This window comes from Mucilaginibacter sp. (assembly GCF_041088075.1).
Classification (GTDB): Bacteria; Bacteroidota; Bacteroidia; order Sphingobacteriales; family Sphingobacteriaceae; genus Mucilaginibacter_A.
On the sequence record NZ_JBGCVY010000044.1, the window covers coordinates 42747 to 60130 of the forward strand.

General features: G+C 41.8%; 16 protein-coding genes. 9 read left to right on the forward strand and 7 right to left on the reverse strand.

Translation table 11 applies throughout. From position 1 onward, the window contains the following. Positions 1-254: 254 nt before the first annotated feature. The 5 genes from V5804_RS10425 to V5804_RS10445 all read right to left on the reverse strand — a co-directional run bounded on the left by V5804_RS10425 (position 255) and on the right by V5804_RS10445 (position 7918). A complete protein-coding gene (locus V5804_RS10425) occupies positions 255-3185 on the reverse strand; it encodes a TonB-dependent receptor (protein WP_369591325.1) in 2931 nt (976 codons plus the stop codon). A 557-nt stretch (positions 3186-3742) separates the two neighbouring features. Next, complete coding sequence (locus tag V5804_RS10430) at positions 3743-3922, reverse strand: DUF6364 family protein (protein WP_369591326.1); 180 nt, start codon at positions 3920-3922, stop codon at positions 3743-3745. 83 nt (positions 3923-4005) lie between these two features. Beyond that, positions 4006-4734 carry a hypothetical protein gene (locus tag V5804_RS10435; RefSeq protein ID WP_369591327.1) on the reverse strand — a complete coding sequence of 243 codons (729 nt, stop codon included), beginning with the start codon at positions 4732-4734 and terminating at the stop codon, positions 4006-4008. 31 nt (positions 4735-4765) lie between these two features. Further along, positions 4766-6235 carry an IMP dehydrogenase gene (gene guaB / locus V5804_RS10440; protein WP_369591328.1) on the reverse strand — a complete coding sequence of 490 codons (1470 nt, stop codon included), beginning with the start codon at positions 6233-6235 and terminating at the stop codon, positions 4766-4768. Between the two features lie 84 nt (positions 6236-6319). After that, positions 6320-7918, reverse strand: coding sequence for a hypothetical protein (locus tag V5804_RS10445; protein WP_369591329.1), 1599 nt, complete (start codon positions 7916-7918; stop codon positions 6320-6322). A 284-nt stretch (positions 7919-8202) separates the two neighbouring features. On the opposite strand from V5804_RS10445, the gene V5804_RS10450 reads away from it, so the two are divergent. The 9 genes from V5804_RS10450 to V5804_RS10490 all read left to right on the forward strand — a co-directional run bounded on the left by V5804_RS10450 (position 8203) and on the right by V5804_RS10490 (position 16247). Then, positions 8203-8814 (forward strand): PAS domain S-box protein, encoded by a 612-nt coding sequence (locus tag V5804_RS10450; RefSeq protein ID WP_369591330.1) that lies wholly within the window; start codon positions 8203-8205, stop codon positions 8812-8814. Between the two features lie 51 nt (positions 8815-8865). Then, complete coding sequence (locus V5804_RS10455) at positions 8866-9249, forward strand: SRPBCC domain-containing protein (RefSeq protein WP_369591331.1); 384 nt, start codon at positions 8866-8868, stop codon at positions 9247-9249. Between the two features lie 67 nt (positions 9250-9316). Then, complete coding sequence (locus V5804_RS10460; protein ID WP_369591332.1) at positions 9317-10561, forward strand: BamA/TamA family outer membrane protein; 1245 nt, start codon at positions 9317-9319, stop codon at positions 10559-10561. A 514-nt stretch (positions 10562-11075) separates the two neighbouring features. Continuing rightward, a complete protein-coding gene (gene lysA / locus V5804_RS10465; RefSeq protein WP_369591333.1) occupies positions 11076-12305 on the forward strand; it encodes a diaminopimelate decarboxylase in 1230 nt (409 codons plus the stop codon). Positions 12306-12361: 56 nt separating this feature from the next. Then, entirely contained in the window at positions 12362-13153 is a 792-nt protein-coding gene (locus V5804_RS10470) for a Fic family protein (RefSeq protein WP_369591334.1), read from the forward strand. A gap of 117 nt (positions 13154-13270) precedes the next feature. Then, positions 13271-13627, forward strand: coding sequence for a dihydroneopterin aldolase (gene folB, locus V5804_RS10475; protein ID WP_369591335.1), 357 nt, complete (start codon positions 13271-13273; stop codon positions 13625-13627). Next, a complete protein-coding gene (locus V5804_RS10480; protein WP_369591336.1) occupies positions 13624-15021 on the forward strand; it encodes an FAD-binding oxidoreductase in 1398 nt (465 codons plus the stop codon). Before folB ends, V5804_RS10480 begins: the two co-directional genes overlap by 4 nt. A gap of 116 nt (positions 15022-15137) precedes the next feature. Then, complete coding sequence (locus V5804_RS10485; protein ID WP_369591337.1) at positions 15138-15953, forward strand: hypothetical protein; 816 nt, start codon at positions 15138-15140, stop codon at positions 15951-15953. Positions 15954-16022: 69 nt separating this feature from the next. After that, positions 16023-16247 carry a hypothetical protein gene (locus tag V5804_RS10490; RefSeq protein ID WP_369591398.1) on the forward strand — a complete coding sequence of 75 codons (225 nt, stop codon included), beginning with the start codon at positions 16023-16025 and terminating at the stop codon, positions 16245-16247. A gap of 79 nt (positions 16248-16326) precedes the next feature. Here the strand turns inward: V5804_RS10490 and V5804_RS10495 are convergent, their stop codons facing one another. After that, positions 16327-16653 carry a helix-turn-helix domain-containing protein gene (locus V5804_RS10495; RefSeq protein ID WP_369591338.1) on the reverse strand — a complete coding sequence of 109 codons (327 nt, stop codon included), beginning with the start codon at positions 16651-16653 and terminating at the stop codon, positions 16327-16329. 2 nt (positions 16654-16655) lie between these two features. Beyond that, complete coding sequence (locus V5804_RS10500; RefSeq protein WP_369591339.1) at positions 16656-16997, reverse strand: type II toxin-antitoxin system RelE/ParE family toxin; 342 nt, start codon at positions 16995-16997, stop codon at positions 16656-16658. Positions 16998-17384: the final 387 nt, after the last annotated feature.

Sequence of the window (17384 nt, forward strand, 5' to 3'; positions counted from 1 at the left end):
CGAGATAAAGCAACCTTCCGAATCAAAGAAAAAGACTAAAACCAAAACTGAAGACGGCCATCAAATACTGTTTTTATGCCGATAAAAACAGTATGGCATTTTGAAAAAGGTTCCTTTTCGCGCTGTCATTTCGACCGCAGGGAGAAATCCTCTTCAAAGCGATCAGGCTTTTGTTGTTGAAATAAGATTTCTCCCTTCGGATCGAAATGACAAAAGCAGCATACTGTTTTTATGCCGGTAAAAACAGTATCCAACTATTTCTCCAGCAAACCATCCAAAGTTATGGCCACATAATACAAACCGCCAAGCGTTGGGCCGCCAGCGTATTGGATGTAACGGCGGTTCAACAAATCTGTAGCGCCCATTTTTACGCTGGCCTTATATTGAGGCACACGCAGCGAAACCTGTGCATCAAAAGTATGAACGGCCGGAACGGAGCCGGTTACCAACGGGCTTTCCCACAAAAAGCCCTGCTGCCATTTGTAGATCACATTAAAACCTAAATTTTTAATGATCTCGCGGTTGCCAAAAGAAAGGTTGGTAGATAAAATAGGCGTGTTAAAACCGGTTACAAAAATATCGCTGGTGTTGTTGGCCACCAGCTTGTTAAAACTGGCGTTGCCCGCAATGCTGTATTTTTGGTAAAAGTTATAAGTAATGCCAATGGCCGAACCAAAATTGTGGTACTTGTTTTTGGCATTGGTGTAAACGCGGTAACGGTCTTGCCCGGCACTGGCTGCGGTTGTTGAAGTTGCCGTAGTGGCATCGCGGTTCCGGTCCAGCATTGCCAAAACTGCGGCATCCGAACCGATCATACTGTTTTTAGGCACATAAACTTGTACCTGGCCGAGAAAGCCAGTGTAAATATTGCTGTAAGCGTCCAAATCCACCACCACTTTGTTATCAAACAAAACACCTTTGTAACCGGCCTCGAAAGAACTAATGCCTTCCGGCTGCGCTTTTGGCAAATCGGCCACCTGCAACAAATTTCGGTTGGCCAAAGCGGCGGCATCGGTATTTCCGGCGGCGGCAACGGCGGCGTTAAAGTTGACTACGGATGCCTGTGTATAGCTGTTTTCCAGATAACCCAAACCCTGGTCAATGTAAGGCAAACTGCCAACGCGGCGCACACGGCCATTGTTTACGTAAGACAAAGCCTCGAACAAAGCCGGAAAACGGTAGCCTTTTTGGTAAGTGATGCGGAAATTATGGTTATCGGCAGGCGAATAAACGGCAGCAATACGCGGTGTAAATTTGGGGTCGAAATCCGGGTTGTAATCAAAGCGCAACGAACCAAAAAGCTTCAACTTCTCCTCGAAAAAGGTTTTGGTAACCTGAGCGAACGAACCAAATTTTTTGTAGTAAACATCGTTGCCAAAACTGCCATCGGGCAGTGGTTTGTTCCGGTCGGCAATTGGCCGCGAAAAATCCACAAAGTTGTTGCCATCGGGGATGATCTGGTAAATGCGGGCATCGGCACCAACCAATAAATCAAATATTTTAACCGTTTTTGACAAATCCCACTGGCCTTCAGTGTGGTACAAACGGCTGTTTTGAATTAAAGCCGCGCCGCCGGTTGCCGGTGCATCAGGGATGGTGCTTGATTTAATGTCCCAGTTATTGATCCCGATAATCGTGTTTTTCAAATCGTTAAAAGCCTGTGTTCCAGGCAAAACACGTCCCGCATCGGCAGCGGCGCGGGCAGCCTGCGTTGCCAAGGCCAAATCTACACCGCTGTTTAATTGCGAAACCAAAGCCGCTTTGTATTTTGCCGCCCAGGCCGTATTGCTTCCGCCGCTTGCCAAATCGAGGTTATCGGCCAGCGGTTTTACATTGTAAGATTTGCCCGTGTTTTCCAGCGAAACATAAGTGAGGATTTTAAAATTTTTGCCTTTGATATCCAGGCTGTGGTTTTGAACGATGACATCCTGCAAACGGATTTTGTTGCCGCGCTGAAAAGTGCCGTCCATATCGCCAATGCGGTACGTGTAGGCAATCTCCGTATTTTTTCCCGGACGGAAATGCAGCGAGGCATCAAACTTTAAATTCTTTACCGAAGGGCTGACCAAATCTTTTTCGTAATAACCAGTACGGGCCACGCGCATCGTTTGGTTTGGCTTTCCGTTGATGGTCAGCCCGCCAATCGAAACCACATTGCTTCCCGCCAAAGCATCGTCGCCATACTTGTTCCAACCATCATACGCTGTATTATTTGCTCCGTTCAGTTGCGGAAAGCCTGGGTTGGCACTGTTTAAATTATTGGGGTTTTGATCGAGTTTAGTGTTCGAAATCCAATCTGTGCCGTGCATGTAGCTGCCATTTACTTTAAACGCCCATTTATCGCCGAAAGCTTTGGCATAACGCAAGGCGGTTTCTGTTAAAACGCTCGGGCCAACATCAATCCCGTCCACATGGTTAACGCCGGTGCGCTGGTAAATGCTTAATCCTTGGTACGTAAACGGGCTTTTGGTTAGTAGATTAGCCATCCCGTTTATCGCGTTCATACCGTATAAAGCAGAAGCTGCGCCGGGCGTAATCTCTACACTGGAAATATCCAACTCAGTCGGCCCAATGGCATTTCCCAACGGAACGCCCAACGTTGCGGCCTGCATATCCACGCCGTCCACCAATTGTAAAAACCGGAAGTTGTTGGGGATGTTGAAGCCGCGCGTATTAGGCACTTTAAACGTCAGGCTGGAAGTCGTCATTTGTACGCCTTTTACATTTTCCAGCGCATCGTAAAAGCTGGGCGCGGGCGAGTTGCGGATGGCGCGGATGTCTAATTTTTCAATCGCAACCGGCGAACGCATGATTTTTTCTTCCTGCCGGGAAGCGGTTACCACAACTTCGTTTACAATCATGGATTGCGTAACCAATTGCACGCTCAACTGGCTGCCCGGCTTGCTCACTTCAAACTCCTGCGGCTTAAAACCGATGCTGGAAAACACCAGTTTTAAAGGAAATTTGGCATTGGTGGTAACAGAAAACCGGCCTTGCGCATCCGAAATAGTGCCGGATGTGCTGCCAGTAATTTTAACCGAAACACCGGGAAGTGCCTGGCCACTATCGTCTTTTACCACGCCGCTTAAAATGTAATTGCCGTTTAATTGGGCAACAGACAGGAGCGGCAAAAGGAACAAAAGCAGTAAAAGTGGTTTTTTTAAAATAGACGTAGAAATTTTCATGCCATAGATTTTTGTTTGATGCGAACAGGATTTTTGTTGACAGGGGGAGGAGGAGGGAAGCACTACAAACGGCAGCAACAGCCAAACCGGCGGACACCAAAAAAGAGGTGGTAAAAGAAGTAGTACATAAACCCTATCAATTAAGTGGGCTAAAATAGATTAAGGTTTTTAAATTGGCAAATTGTTTTTTGAGATTTGTGGGATTGGTGGGAAAAGGGAATTTGGGGTGGTAAAAGAAGTATGGGTTAAATTATAGTTTGATAGCAAGCTTGATTTTAGAGCCTGTTTAAATTTCTTTCAATGTTGTTTTGGCTAAAGCCAAGCCTAAATTTACACATCCCACGGCCTACAGGCCGTGGCAATTGAGCAACCTTGTTTTACAAATCCTTTTACTTAATAACAAAAACCACAGCAAAGTTCTTTATTCATTGCCACGGCCTTTAGGCCGTGGATAAAGGGGAACAAAATTGGCTTTAGCCAAAAGTAAAAGCTGCCAATTTTAATGGCATAAAAGAAGCATGAAAAACAGGCGGGATAAAGTTAAACAGGCAGTTAATTTATCTATACTTTTCGATTAGATAGTTGGCATACTCTTTCTTGTAATCTAAATCTACTGGGATTTTAGTTCCTGAAGACAAGCTTTTTACAAAAGGGGAAATCTTAATAATATTAGACGCGTATTCTTTAGCTTGTTGAATAATTTCTTCATCCAGCTTTAGAGTTAGTTTGGTTTGCATAATCATTATTTAAAGTTCATAGAACTAAATTTCATATTACAACAAATGACATTTTCAAAATTGGTCATTGAAATTATTAATTTTCAAGCATTACTGTTAATGTAGTCAGCCCAAGTTTTGTTTTTTTCTATAACAAATTTATAATCATCTATTATAGCTTCAATTTTCAAACAAATAAAAGTTAATCCATAAGCAAGTTTCCAAACAACTAATTGTTTTTGAATTGAAGAATTACTTTCGGGATTAGGCACATGTTGATGCCATAACTTTTCGTAATCGTAATTCTTCAATTTACTATTTTCAAAAGCCTGTTTTAAAATTATTTTCTTCCATTTCATGAGATTGTCAAATGATAATTTATGTATCACTTCTTTAAAATTTTCTTCAAAATCATATATCATTTCAAGGTTTTCCTTTATCTCATCAAAGGAAAATGAATTTGATGAATGAGCAGCTTGATTTCTTAGTTTTCTCAACTCTGTTAATGATTTATATAGCCTTTCGTCAAATATTCTAAAAGCATAAGGTAGTTCAATCTTTCCAGAAAATGAGCTTAGTGGTCCAGGATAGTTTAACAGTTTAGATGTATAGTTCTTTTCTTTAGATGGCAGTAAACCAACTATCAGTTTTTCCAGATATTCTTCTACTTTGCCAGCACCAATTAGTAAAGCACCTCTTTCAGATTCATTTGTTAGTTTGAATGCAAAGTCAGAGTTTAGTTTAACATAATCAGATGTTTGCATTTTTTCTAATATAGCTGTTACATGTGCATTCATAAAACCGGTAATTACGATAGTTAATATTTTTGACACTTTTTTTACCCCCATAAAACAGCATCCCAACCTACCTCGTATAATTCGGTGCTTCCTTGGTAATCGTAATGTCGTGCGGATGAGATTCGCGGATACCGGCAGAAGTGATGCGCACAAACTTGGCTTTTTGCAAAGCTTCAATATTGGCCGCGCCGCAGTAGCCCATACTGGCTCGTAGGCCGCCAACATATTGGTACATCACTTCGGCCAGACTGCCTTTTACCGGCACGCGACCCACGATGCCTTCGGGCACTAATTTTTTAATATCGTCTTCCACATCCTGGAAATAGCGGTCTTTCGAGCCTTGTTCCATTGCTTCGATCGAACCCATGCCGCGGTACGATTTAAAACGGCGGCCTTCGTAAATGATGATTTCGCCTGGCGATTCTTCCACACCGGCAAACAAAGAACCAGCCATAATCGAACTTGCACCGGCCGCAATTGCTTTCGGGATATCGCCGGTATGTTTAATGCCGCCATCTGCAATCACCGGAACGCCGGTTCCTTCCAAAGCTTTGGCGCATTCGTAAACGGCGTACAACTGCGGCACGCCAACCCCGGCAATGATCCGCGTGGTACAAATAGAACCGGGGCCAATGCCCACTTTTACCGCATCGGCACCGGCATTGGCCAGTGCTTTGGCGCCTTCGCCGGTGGCCACGTTGCCAACGATAACTTGCAGATCCGGATATTTGGCTTTTACTTCTTTTAGCCGGTCAATTACACCTTTCGAGTGGCCGTGCGCCGTATCAATCGTAACCACATCTACGCCGGCTTTCACCAAAGCATCTACGCGTTCCAAGGTATCTGCGGTAACGCCAACGGCAGCACCAACACGCAAACGGCCCTGCTCATCTTTACAAGCGTTAGGGAAGTTTTTAAATTTTTGGATATCTTTAAAAGTAATCAAACCAGTTAAACGTCCATCCGCATCAACAACCGGTAGTTTCTCTATTTTATAATTTTGGAGGATTGCTTCTGCTTGCGTTAAATCTGTTCCGAGCGGTGCCGTAATCAGGTTTTCTTTCGTCATCACTTCCCGAACAGGTTTGCCCATTTCTTTTTCGAAACGCAAATCACGATTGGTAATAATGCCGGTCAATTTATGATCGCTATCAACCACCGGAATGCCGCCGATCCGATATTCCTTCATAATTTTTACGGCATCGGCAATTACGGCATCTACTTTTAACGTAACCGGATCCTGAATCATGCCGCTTTCCGAACGCTTTACTTTTCGCACTTCATCGGCCTGCAATTGGATGCTCAGGTTTTTGTGCAACATCCCAATCCCGCCAGCTTGTGCAATGGCAATGGCCAGGGCAGCTTCGGTAACGGTGTCCATCGCGGCCGAAACAATGGGCACGTTCAGCTTAATTTTTCGGGTTAAAAACGATTTGGTATCTACGTCGCGGGGCAAAACTTCGGAGTATGCCGGCACCAGCAATACATCGTCATACGTTAAACCTTCGGCAACAAATTTGGCGGGATCAAATTGCATAGCAAACAATTTATGGGTTAATTATTTGCCGGGCAAAGATAACATTTGCAACGGTATTTTTTAGGCCGAAGCCAACTTTATGTTTCAGTTGGTTTCTACAAAAAGCGGCCGTTCTGATGCGGTTACCGTCAGTTTTCCGTTTTTTACCGGCACCAATTTTTTGCCCATAAAAACAGTATCGGGCTGGAAGCGGTAAATGGATGCTTCTTTTACCTGCCCTAAATTCAAATGGCAAATGGCAGTTCGGCCGGTTTCATCAGGAACGGTAAGCACGTACATTTTCTTTTTCCCGGAAACATAAACATCCACCAAAGGATCGTTGCTTAAAGTTTGCACGTATTGAAAATTGCCCATCAGGTTTTTGGCCTGCAAAATAAATTCTGCGGAAGGGCGGCGCGATAAACCATTAATCAAGCCCGAAGAAGAATACTGCACAGTGCTTTCCTTGTTTACGTCATCCATCATGTAAAAAAACACTTTGCTGATGCCATGCCGCGCAAACAAAAGCGAAGTGCGCAAAAGCCAATCGGCCTGTGTATCTTCTGTGGTTTTGTTACCGATGGCTTTGGCGGCTTGCGGCGTATTTGGGTTGATATCATAGCCAACTTCGGTTACCCAAACCGGCAAATTGTATTGTTTGCCCAACTTTACAAATTCATCGGCTTTGCTGCCTTCGTCGGAAAGTTCGGGCGCAATGCCTCTTTTTGGCTGATGGTTAAAGTGCGAAGCTGCATCGTTGGCGTAATAATGGTAATTGATGACATCAAAACAAAGGTCAACCGAACCATCAGGCTTGTAACCGCGGTGCTTTTTGCACCAATCAATCATGCTCTGCACATATTTTACCTCCGGCGAAGCCAAGCCGCCCATAACTACCTGCATGTTTGGGTCTGCTGTTTTTACCCCTGTATTTTTGCCGAGTTTGCCTTTGTCGCCGTCATAAAAAGCAGAAAGGTTTGCGGCATATTGCTCCGGGTTTTGGTAGGCTTTTTTGCCTTTCCAGGTTTTGTCGCGTTCGTTGTCGCATTCTATGTATTTCACCAAATTTAAACCAATTTTCACCTGGTTAATGCCGTCGCCCGTCCAACGTTGTTTTGGGTTGACTTTTACCAAAGCAGTATCCACGTTTTTATTGCTGCCATATCGCGCCGCAAATTGAAATGCTGCTTTTGCCTGCAAAATATAAGAAGCCGGGTCATTCAAATTGCTGCCATAAGGCGCAGGCACATTTTCGGCATCGCGCTCATTTTCTGGGTAAGATTTTAACAACCATTGCGGGCAGTTTTTTAAACAGGCCAAAACGGTAATGTCCTCTTTTTTGCAGCGTTCGTAAATGGCATCGTAGTTCCAGCCGCCGCTATGGGTTGGGTTGAAGGTATAACTGCCCGGTTCGCTTTCCAGCTTTTCCCAATCCATATAATGCCTCAAACCGCTGAAAGATTTGATCAGTTCCATCTTTGGTTCAAAAATCCGGGTCGGGTCGTGTGCGCCTTTTGGGTCGCCCAGAAAATCCCACTCAAATGCATTTACCCCAAACATGTCTTTCAAAAAAACGGGATGCTTTATTTGCTGTGCCTGGGCAATTTTTTGCGCATTGGCAGGGCCTGTGGTCGTTTCCGTTTCTTTTTTTCCACAAGCTGAGGTTAGCAGAAATAAAAAACAGAACCATAAAATATTTTTCATCTGCTATTGCGTACGTCTGTAAAATGAAATGAAGCTAAGGAATTTGAACGTAAACCGCCACAATTTTAGTTTTACTTTAAACTGGCTTGGATATTGTTAGTCTTATTTTAAAAAACGGCTTATCAATTTTCATCAAACTTGCTTTGTTTAAATGAAAAGAACGGGATGCAGCAAATTGAATCTACGAAATTTATTTAAACAACAAAACAATTAATTGCAGCATTGTTGGTTTACCATTAGTGATGTGTTTTTAAAATACCAATTTTTTCTAAAACAGAAATACCATGACAACAAGCCCAATGTTAGATTTCAACGATCAAAGCCTGAAAAACTTTTTTTTGGGCAGCCCTCAGTCCATGTGGATTGCTGACCTGACTTTTGAATCTATCCTGGAAGTTAATCATACGGCCGAAAAAACTTTTGGTTACAACCGCACCGAATTTTTAACAACGCCTTTGCAAAACATTATCCTGCCAAAAGCATATCAAAAGTTGCCGTTTGATGAAAAGCAACTTACCAAAGAACTTGGTTTTATTGCAAATTCCGGCAAAAAAATATACGCCGAAACAACACTTTCCGCAATTTTATTGGATGGAAAAGAAGCCTGGCTTTTTACCATAGTTGATGTTACCGAGAAAAAAATGTACCGCCAGATGCTGGAAGAAGGGATTGACGAAGAACTTTCCCTCAAGGCAAAAAACAAAGAATTGAAAGATTTGGCCTACATGAACTTTCACTTAGTGCGCAAGCCTTTGGCCAATATCCTGGGTTTGGTAAATGTACTGGATGTTTCTATAAACAGCGAAAAAACACTGGCCGAAGTGCTGGCATTTTTAAAAGAAAGCGGCAACGAACTGGACGAGCTGATAAAAAACCTCGACCCGCAGCAGTATTAGTTTTAATTTGCGGATATTTGCTTTCGTTTCCGATTCCGAATTCCGCTTTTAATGAAAGACTACAAAAAATATTACGTGCTTCCGGCCACACCGGAGGAAGTTTATCTGGCCTTGACCAACCCGGTAAGCATCGAAATTTGGACGGGCGAGGCAGCAGAAATGACAGCCGAGCCCGGAACCGAGTTTTCTTTGTGGGAAGGCAGCATCCAAGGGAAAAACCTGGAGTTTGAAGAAAACAAAAAACTCGTGCAGCAATGGTATTTTGGCGAGCAGGAAGAACCCTCCATCGTAACCATCAAACTGCATCCCGATAAACAAGGTACTTCTGCCGAGTTGCGGCATACCAACATTCCGGACGAAGATTACAACGATATTGTAGAAGGCTGGAACTCCGCTTATTTTGGTTCATTGGAAGAATTTTTCTCCGGCTTTTAATTTCCCTAAACTTTTGCCATATTGCCTCGTCTTGAACAAATGCTTCTTTTACCATACTAAAAACAGGATGCCCTTTAAAGTACGTGTTTTCCTGTTTTGTGTTTTTTCCCTTGTTTCGATCACCGGAAAACTGGCTGCCCAAAAAAAGCGGTATATGGCTTCCGGAGCAACCCTTTCGGATACTTTGCGCAAAAAGCAGGACAGTTTGGCAACGCAAAAAGACGTGCTGGATATTATCCACAAAATCCTGCATAAAAACAGCACAACGGCCAATCCGCCCATCAAGCGTTTCAATTATTCGGTTGTGCCTTCTGTCGGCTACACTTTATCAACTGGTTTTGCGGCCGATATAACGGGCAATGTTGCATTTTATACCGAACCAAAAATGCACGAAAACCTGTCGGCCATCAGCGCCGGTTTGTCCTACAACCAGCGTAACCAAACCACGTTGCGCATCCTTTCAAACATCTGGACAAAAGATGATGATTACAATTATGTTGGCGATATTTGCTTGTACAAGTACACCGAAAATACCTATGGTTTAGGAAATTTGACCACGGCAAACGACATAGATTCGACTAAATACAACTTCATCCGTTTTTACGAAACCGTGTTGAAAAAACTCAAAAGAAACCTTTACGGCGGCATCGGTTATGCTTTGGATTATCATTACGACATTGTGGAAACCGGCCATCCTTACCAAAACATCACCAATTACCAAATTTATGGCAAAACCAAAAGTTCCGTTACTTCGGGCGTGGTTTTTAATTTGTTGTACGATAGCCGCACCAATTCCATCAACCCGCGGTATGGCACTTACGTCAATTTAATTTACCGGCCAAATTTGAAAATGCTGGGCAGCGACCAAAACTGGCAATTCATCTCGTTCGATTTCCGCAAATACATCCCGCTAACGGCCAACCGTAAAAATGTTTTGGCTTTTTGGACTTTGGAAAACTTTACCATCGGCCATGCGCCGTATTTTGATTTGCCGGCCACGGGCTGGGATTTGGCCGGAAATACCGGCAGGGGCTACGTTACCGGCAGGTTTCGCGGCCAAAACATGCTGTATGCCGAAACCGAATACCGTTTTACGTTAAGCAAAAACGGCTTGTTTGGCGGCGTTTTGTTTGTAAACGGCGAAAGTTTTTCTGATTATCCTGCCAACCGTTTTCAGCGGGTTTCGCCTGCGTTTGGGCCGGGTCTGCGCGTAAAATTCAACAAGCGTTCGGATACCAATATTTGTATTGATTACGGCATCGGCACGGGCAATTCGCATGGCTTGTTTGTAAACCTGTCCGAAGTTTTTTGATTTGGTGTGATGCTTCTTTTATCGGCATAAAATCATTGTTCCGGCACAGATTATTATTTGTGCCGATGCTACTTTTATCGGTATAAAATCTTTGTTCCGGCATAAATTGTTGTTTTTTGCCAATGCTTCTTTTATCGGCATAAAAATAAAGGACACACCCCTTGCCCCTCTCGAGAGGGGAACCTGCAAACGACGCCTACCCAAACGTTAGAAAGATAGCAAGCTATGCTTCCCCTCTCGAGAGGGGTCAGGGGTGTGTCCTGTAATAAAAAGCTGTAAATGAAAGGGTTGATGAATAATAAAAGTTTAAACAAGTTTATCGGCACAAATTATTGTTTTTTGCAAATGCTTCTTTTACCGGCATAAAATCATTGCCGAATATTGCTCTTTCATAAATTATTGTTTTTGCCGATGCTTCTTTTACCGGCATAAAATCATTGCCTGTTATTGCTGGGGCATAAATTATTGTTTTCTTCCCGTCGGGATTTTACAGGCTTAATTTTTATTTTCGCCCATGTTTAATCCTGCCCTTGTCAACCGTTTCCGGCAATTAGAAACGCCTTTTTATTATTACGACCTCGAACTTTTAAAAGCCACGTTAAAGGCTTGTGCCGATGCTTCTTTTAGGCACCATTTTTTGGTGCATTATGCCATGAAGGCCAACTTTAACCCGCGTGTTTTGGATACCATCCAAAGCTTTGGTTTTGGTGCCGATTGTGTGAGCGGGAACGAAGTGCTGGCTGCCATCAGCCACGGTTTTAAAAAAGAAAAAGTGGTTTTTGCCGGCGTTGGAAAATCCGACAAAGAAATCAATTTGGCTTTGGACCAGGATATTTTTTGTTTTAATGCCGAATCTGTACAGGAGCTGGACGTGATCGACCAGTTGGCTTCGGCCAAAAACAAAACCGCCAATATTGCCATCCGAATCAACCCAAATGTAGATGCACATACGCACCATTTTATCACCACAGGTTTGGAAGAGAACAAATTTGGCATCAACACCTGGGAATTGCCTGCCGTTGCCGAAAAGCTGCGCCAATGCCAGAATCTGAATTTTTTGGGCATCCATTTTCATGTCGGTTCTCAAATTAATGATCTGAGTGTTTTTCAGAATTTATGTTTGAAAGTAAACGAAATGCAAGCCTGGTTTCAGGGGCAAGGTTTTGAGGTGAAAGTTTTAAACGTGGGCGGCGGTTTGGGCATAGACTATTTTTTGCCCGATAAAAACAGCATTGTTGATTTTGAAAGTTACTTCCAGGTTTTTAAAGATTTCCTGCAAATCAACCCAAACCAGGAAGTGCATTTTGAACTGGGCCGTGCGCTGGTTGCGCAATGTGCCTCTCTGATTTCCAAGGTTTTATATGTGAAGAACGGCCTCAAAAAGAATTTTTTAATCCTGGATGCCGGGATGACAGAACTCATCCGCCCGATGTTGTACCAGGCGTACCATCAGATTGAGAATTTGTCGAAGTCGGGAAGTCAGGAAGTCCGGGAGTCCGAAAGTTTGGGAGACGGAAAGGTCGAAAGCCAGGCTCCATCAACTATTAACCATAAACCATCAACTCACTACGACGTTGTCGGCCCGATTTGCGAAAGCACCGATTGTTTCCGTACGGATGTAGAATTGCCCGAATCGCAGCGCGGAGATTTGATTGCCATTCGTTCGGCCGGCGCTTATGGCGAAGTGATGGCTTCGGGGTATAATTTGCGCGATCGGGTGCAGGCGGTCTATTCGGAAGAGTGATGGATTTGGATTTATTAGTGAAAATATTAGTTTTTAAGTTTTGATAACTATAGAAAATGGCTTCTTCTTTAGAAATAATACCAGCAGATTTGTTTTTGAGTTACAAGGATTTGTTGGACGTAGATATCGCCGGAAACTTTGAAACTATTCAGAACCGAGAGTTAGAACCGCATAGTTTTACATTTTATACTTCGGTATCGGTAATGACTTCCTCAAAAATTGAAGGTGAAGTAATGGATGTAGATAGTTATGTAAAGCACAAATTATTAAATATCGAGTACTTACCAAACCTGATAGAAAAGCCCAACGATTTATACAAAGCTTATTTGTTTGCAAAAGCAAATAACCTCACAAAAAGTAATTTTTTACATACTCATAAATTGATTGCTAAACATCTATTGCCAACATTGCAACAAGGAGCCATTCGAACATTTGAAATGTTAATTTTAGAACACAATACAGGCCGAATCCAATTTGAAGCTGCAATGGCAAATATAGTTAAAGCAGAATTTTCAAAATTGTGGAAAGACATTTCTTTTTTGTTAAAACAGCATTTAACAATTGAAGAAATTTTTTATTATGCGTCTCTAATACATTTGGTGTTTGTAAATATTCATCCTTTTAATGATGGCAACGGCCGGATTGCAAGGCTTTTGGAAAAATGGTTTTTGGCAGAAAAGTTAGGGGAAAGGGCTTGGTATATTCAATCGGAAAAGTATTACTACAATAATGTAAATGATTACTATAAAAATTTATCGAAAGTTGGAATGTTTTATGATAACCTCGACTACAATCAATCATATCCTTTTCTCCTCATGTTGCCAAAATGTTTGAATTTGGATTTTTAGGATTAGAAGAATTTCGGGAATAAAAAAGCACTAAAAAAATCTAAACGATATAAAATAAAATCCAACAATCCAACAATCCAACAATCCACTAATCCCACAAATCCAAATCCCAATCGTATGATCAAAGTCGCCCTTCACCAAATCAAGTTTTTTGCCTACCACGGTTTTTATCCCGAAGAACAAATTTTGGGCAGCCATTATTTGGTGGACGTGGAAGTGGAATTTCAAAATAAAAATATTGGCGATGAAATTTCCAAGACCGTAAATTACGAAAAGCTGCACACAATTGTATCCAAAGAAATGCAGCAGCCACGCAAATTATTGGAAACTTTGGTGCAGGAAATGATTGACAAGATTCGTTCGGGATTTTCGTTTTTGGAAAAGATAAAAGTGGGCATCAAAAAATTAAACCCACCGCTGCCGGGAGAAGTAAAATATTCACTGGTAGAAATTACCTGGATAAAAGAAGCATGAGCTACAACACGATAACCGAAGATATTTTAAGCCAAATCAAAGCCATTGTCGGCGATCATGCTGTTTTTACGGATCTTGACGATCTGGAAAATTACAGCCATGATGAAACGGAAGACCTGCGTTTTTATCCGCAGGTGGTGGTAAAACCGCAAACGCCGGAGCAGGTTTCGGAACTGATGAAGCTGGCCAACGCGCATCATATTGCCGTTACGCCACGTGGTGGCGGCACGGGTTTAAGCGGTGGCGCGCTGCCCATCCACGGTGGTTTGCTAATTGCGATGGAAAAGTTTAACCAAATCCTGGAAATTGACGAGCAAAACCTGCAGGCCACGGTTGAGCCGGGCGTAATTACCGAAGTTTTTATCAACGCCGCGGCCGAAAAAGGCTTGCTTTATCCGGTTGACCCGGCCAGTAAAGGTTCCTGTTTTATCGGCGGCAATGTTTCGCATGGTTCGGGCGGTCCGCGCGTGGTGAAGTACGGGACGATCCGCGAGTATATTTTGAACCTGCAAGTGGTTTTGCCCAACGGCGAAATTATCTGGACGGGTGCAAATACCTTGAAATATGCTTCCGGCTACAACTTAACGCAACTGATGATCGGTTCGGAAGGAACGCTGGGCATTGTTACCAAAATCGTGGTGAAATTAGTGCCAAAACCGATGTTTGATCTGTTGCTGCTGGCTTCGTTCCAAACAGATGAAGATGCCTGCAAAGCGGTTTCTGCTATTTTTCGGGCGGGCGTTATCCCTTCGGCTCTGGAGTTTATGGAGCGAAAAGGTGTGGAGTGGGTGATGGAGCACGACGACATCAGTTTTGATCTGAAACCGGAAGTTTCCTCGTTTTTACTGATCGAAGTGGACGGCAGCAACCAGGACGTTTTGTTTACCGATTGTGAGCGGATAAACGAAGTATTGGAGCAGCACCATTGTACAGAAGTGCTTTTTGCAGATACTTCGACCCAAAAAGAAGAATTGTGGCGCATGCGGCGGACGATGGCGGTTTCGGTGAAATCAAATTCGGTTTACAAAGAAGAAGATACGGTTGTTCCGCGCGCCGCTTTGCCGCAACTGCTGAAAGGCATCAAGGCGATTGGCGCAAAATATGGTTTTGGATCCGTTTGTTACGGACATGCGGGCGACGGCAATTTGCACGTCAACATCATCAAAGCCAACATGAGCGACGATGCTTGGAACAACGAACTGAAACACGGCATCCGCGAAATTTTTGAACTGACGGTTGCTTTAGGCGGGACTTTATCCGGCGAGCATGGCATTGGTTTGGTGCAAAAAGATTACATGCCGCTTAAATTTTCGGAAATCAATTTAAATTTAATGCGCGGCATCAAACAGGTTTTTGACCCCAACGGCATATTAAATCCAGGCAAGATTTTTTAGTGGGTAAAAACAGTATCAGGGTTTGATATTGAAAGGCTAAGCGCAGTTTAAGTTTTTTTGTTAAATGTATAAGTACCGTTAACTTGTATATCCAATTTAAAAATTGTATGAATCACATGAAACAACTTTTTACTTTGGTTATCATTTTTTTCAGTCTTAATTGCATTGGTCAAACTTATTCAAAAAACGACTTCTATCCTTATCCAATATCAAAAGTACCTGCCAAAGAATGGGAGAAGTTAGATATTGCAAAAACTAAATCTTTTTCGGTTTTTATAAATGCTGGTAAGTTGAAAATTGTGAAAGACAAACCATTGCCTGCTGGCATCGAATATGCTTTTGCAAACGGTAAACTTTTAGCTTTTGATTGTGGCGAATGGGGCGGTGGGCTGTATTACAAACCGTTTGATGCTTCTAACGGAAGCTTTGTTGTGAATGGTCAAAATAAAAAAGCAACTAATGAAATTGGCAGTTATGATTTTATACTACCCGCTAAGGATCCAACAAGAAATTTAATAAAGGACAAATATGTTCGCGTTGCATCAGGAAATACTAAAGCTATCATCCCTTATAAAGATTATTGTCTGTTTATTCAGGGACTTGCCCATATGTCTGAAAATTACGGCTCGCTATCCAAGCTTACTGTTCAAAAAGATTCTTTTACTGTTTCTAAAGTTTTGGATTTAGATGCTGCACCTACTACCATGACTGTTTATAAGGATAAGATTTTTATTCTTACTTATAATAGTTTTTATTGTATCAACAAACAGAAGAAAGAGTTAATATTGAACAATCTTTTTTGGAGAGGGTTGTATCCGCATTCTATTGCTGTAATAAATGAAAGAAACATTTACATTGGAATATACGGTGGTTACGCAAAAATTAATTTGCCAAAAAAAGAATTGAAGCTATTTATGTATAACAAGCAGTAATTTAAAATTTTTTCTGAAATGGGAAAAAACTGCATTAAGGAAATCAAGGAATTAACAATCATGTGATGTATCAAACAGGTTTTTGATCCCAACGGAATTCTAAACCCGGGCAAGATTTTTTTAGTGGGTAAAAACAGTATGCCGGTGCTGTTTCTTTTCAGGAAAAAAAACATACCGTTCAAGGCTTGGCGAAGGACTGGAAATAGAAATCCTTCAGCCGAAACCAAAGTTAAATTTATAATCAAATGTGATGCTTCTTTTACCGGCCAGTTTTGTTCCGTCTGCCGGAACTGAGACAAAATAGCAAAACAAAAGTTGATGTTTATTACGTCCGCCAGTTTTTTGCCAAACCAATGTTGGGCGACGCCTTTCTTTATGTTAGTTGAATATATTCGTTTTCAAGCTTGACGTTGAAATTTATTTCCGCTTTCAAAGCTTTAAACACTTTTAAAATAGTATCAATTGTTGCACTGTTTGCACTACTTTCAAGTTTAGATATTTGCGATTTTTGAACACCGATCAGTTTGCCTAATTGTTCCTGGGTCAGATTACGTTCTTGTCGCGCCATTTTTATCATTCGTCCCAAAACGTCCATGCGAAGTTCATACTCGTAATTATCCCTGTCAATAGTTCCAACTTGTCCGATATATCTGTCTTTCATTTCGGCAAGCGAATATGATTTCATTTCTTTTTTAGCCATAATTATTTTTTCTTTTTGTTGTTAAAATATTCTTCCCGAATTCGTTCGGCTTTATCAATTTCCTTTTGAGGAACTTTATTGTCTTTTTTTACAAACCCGTGAGTTGCCAACACTAACGTTTCAGTAGATCCAGTTTTGTCCCAAAATGCAAGAAGCCTGTTTTGATTGCCAAAATATTGACTTCTAAATTCCCAGATTTCATCTTTTAGTTTTTTAAATAGTTTTGGGTCATTCGTCTGTTCTGCCAAGTCAATATTGTAAAATACTTTGCTTGCAGATTTTTTGTCGAGTTTGGCAATAAACTCGTCAGCTTCTTCTAAAAATCTTGTTTCAAAATATTTCACTCAATTAGTTTTCACCAAAAATAACAAAAGTTTCTAAATTTAGAAACTTTAATAGTCGATTGTTTATTACGCTAGGTTCTTAAAAGGGACGCCCAACGGTTGCATTGCCAGTGCCGTTTGTGCTTAAAAATCATACGATAAAAGAAGCATCGCTAAAGCAACAACGTTTTGAGAAATTATTTAAACTTTTTTTCCGTGCCGATGCTTCTTTTACCGCCTAAAAATCTAACTGTTTAGTTTTCTGATTTATCATAAGCAGGCAAGCACCAATTTTTGCCTGGTAAAAGAAGCATTGGCATTTTGATTGTATAAATTTAAACTGTTGCGTAAATTTAAACAACTTCAGGGCAAACCGTTTTAAGCGGGTAGCAAGAAATGTAAAAATTG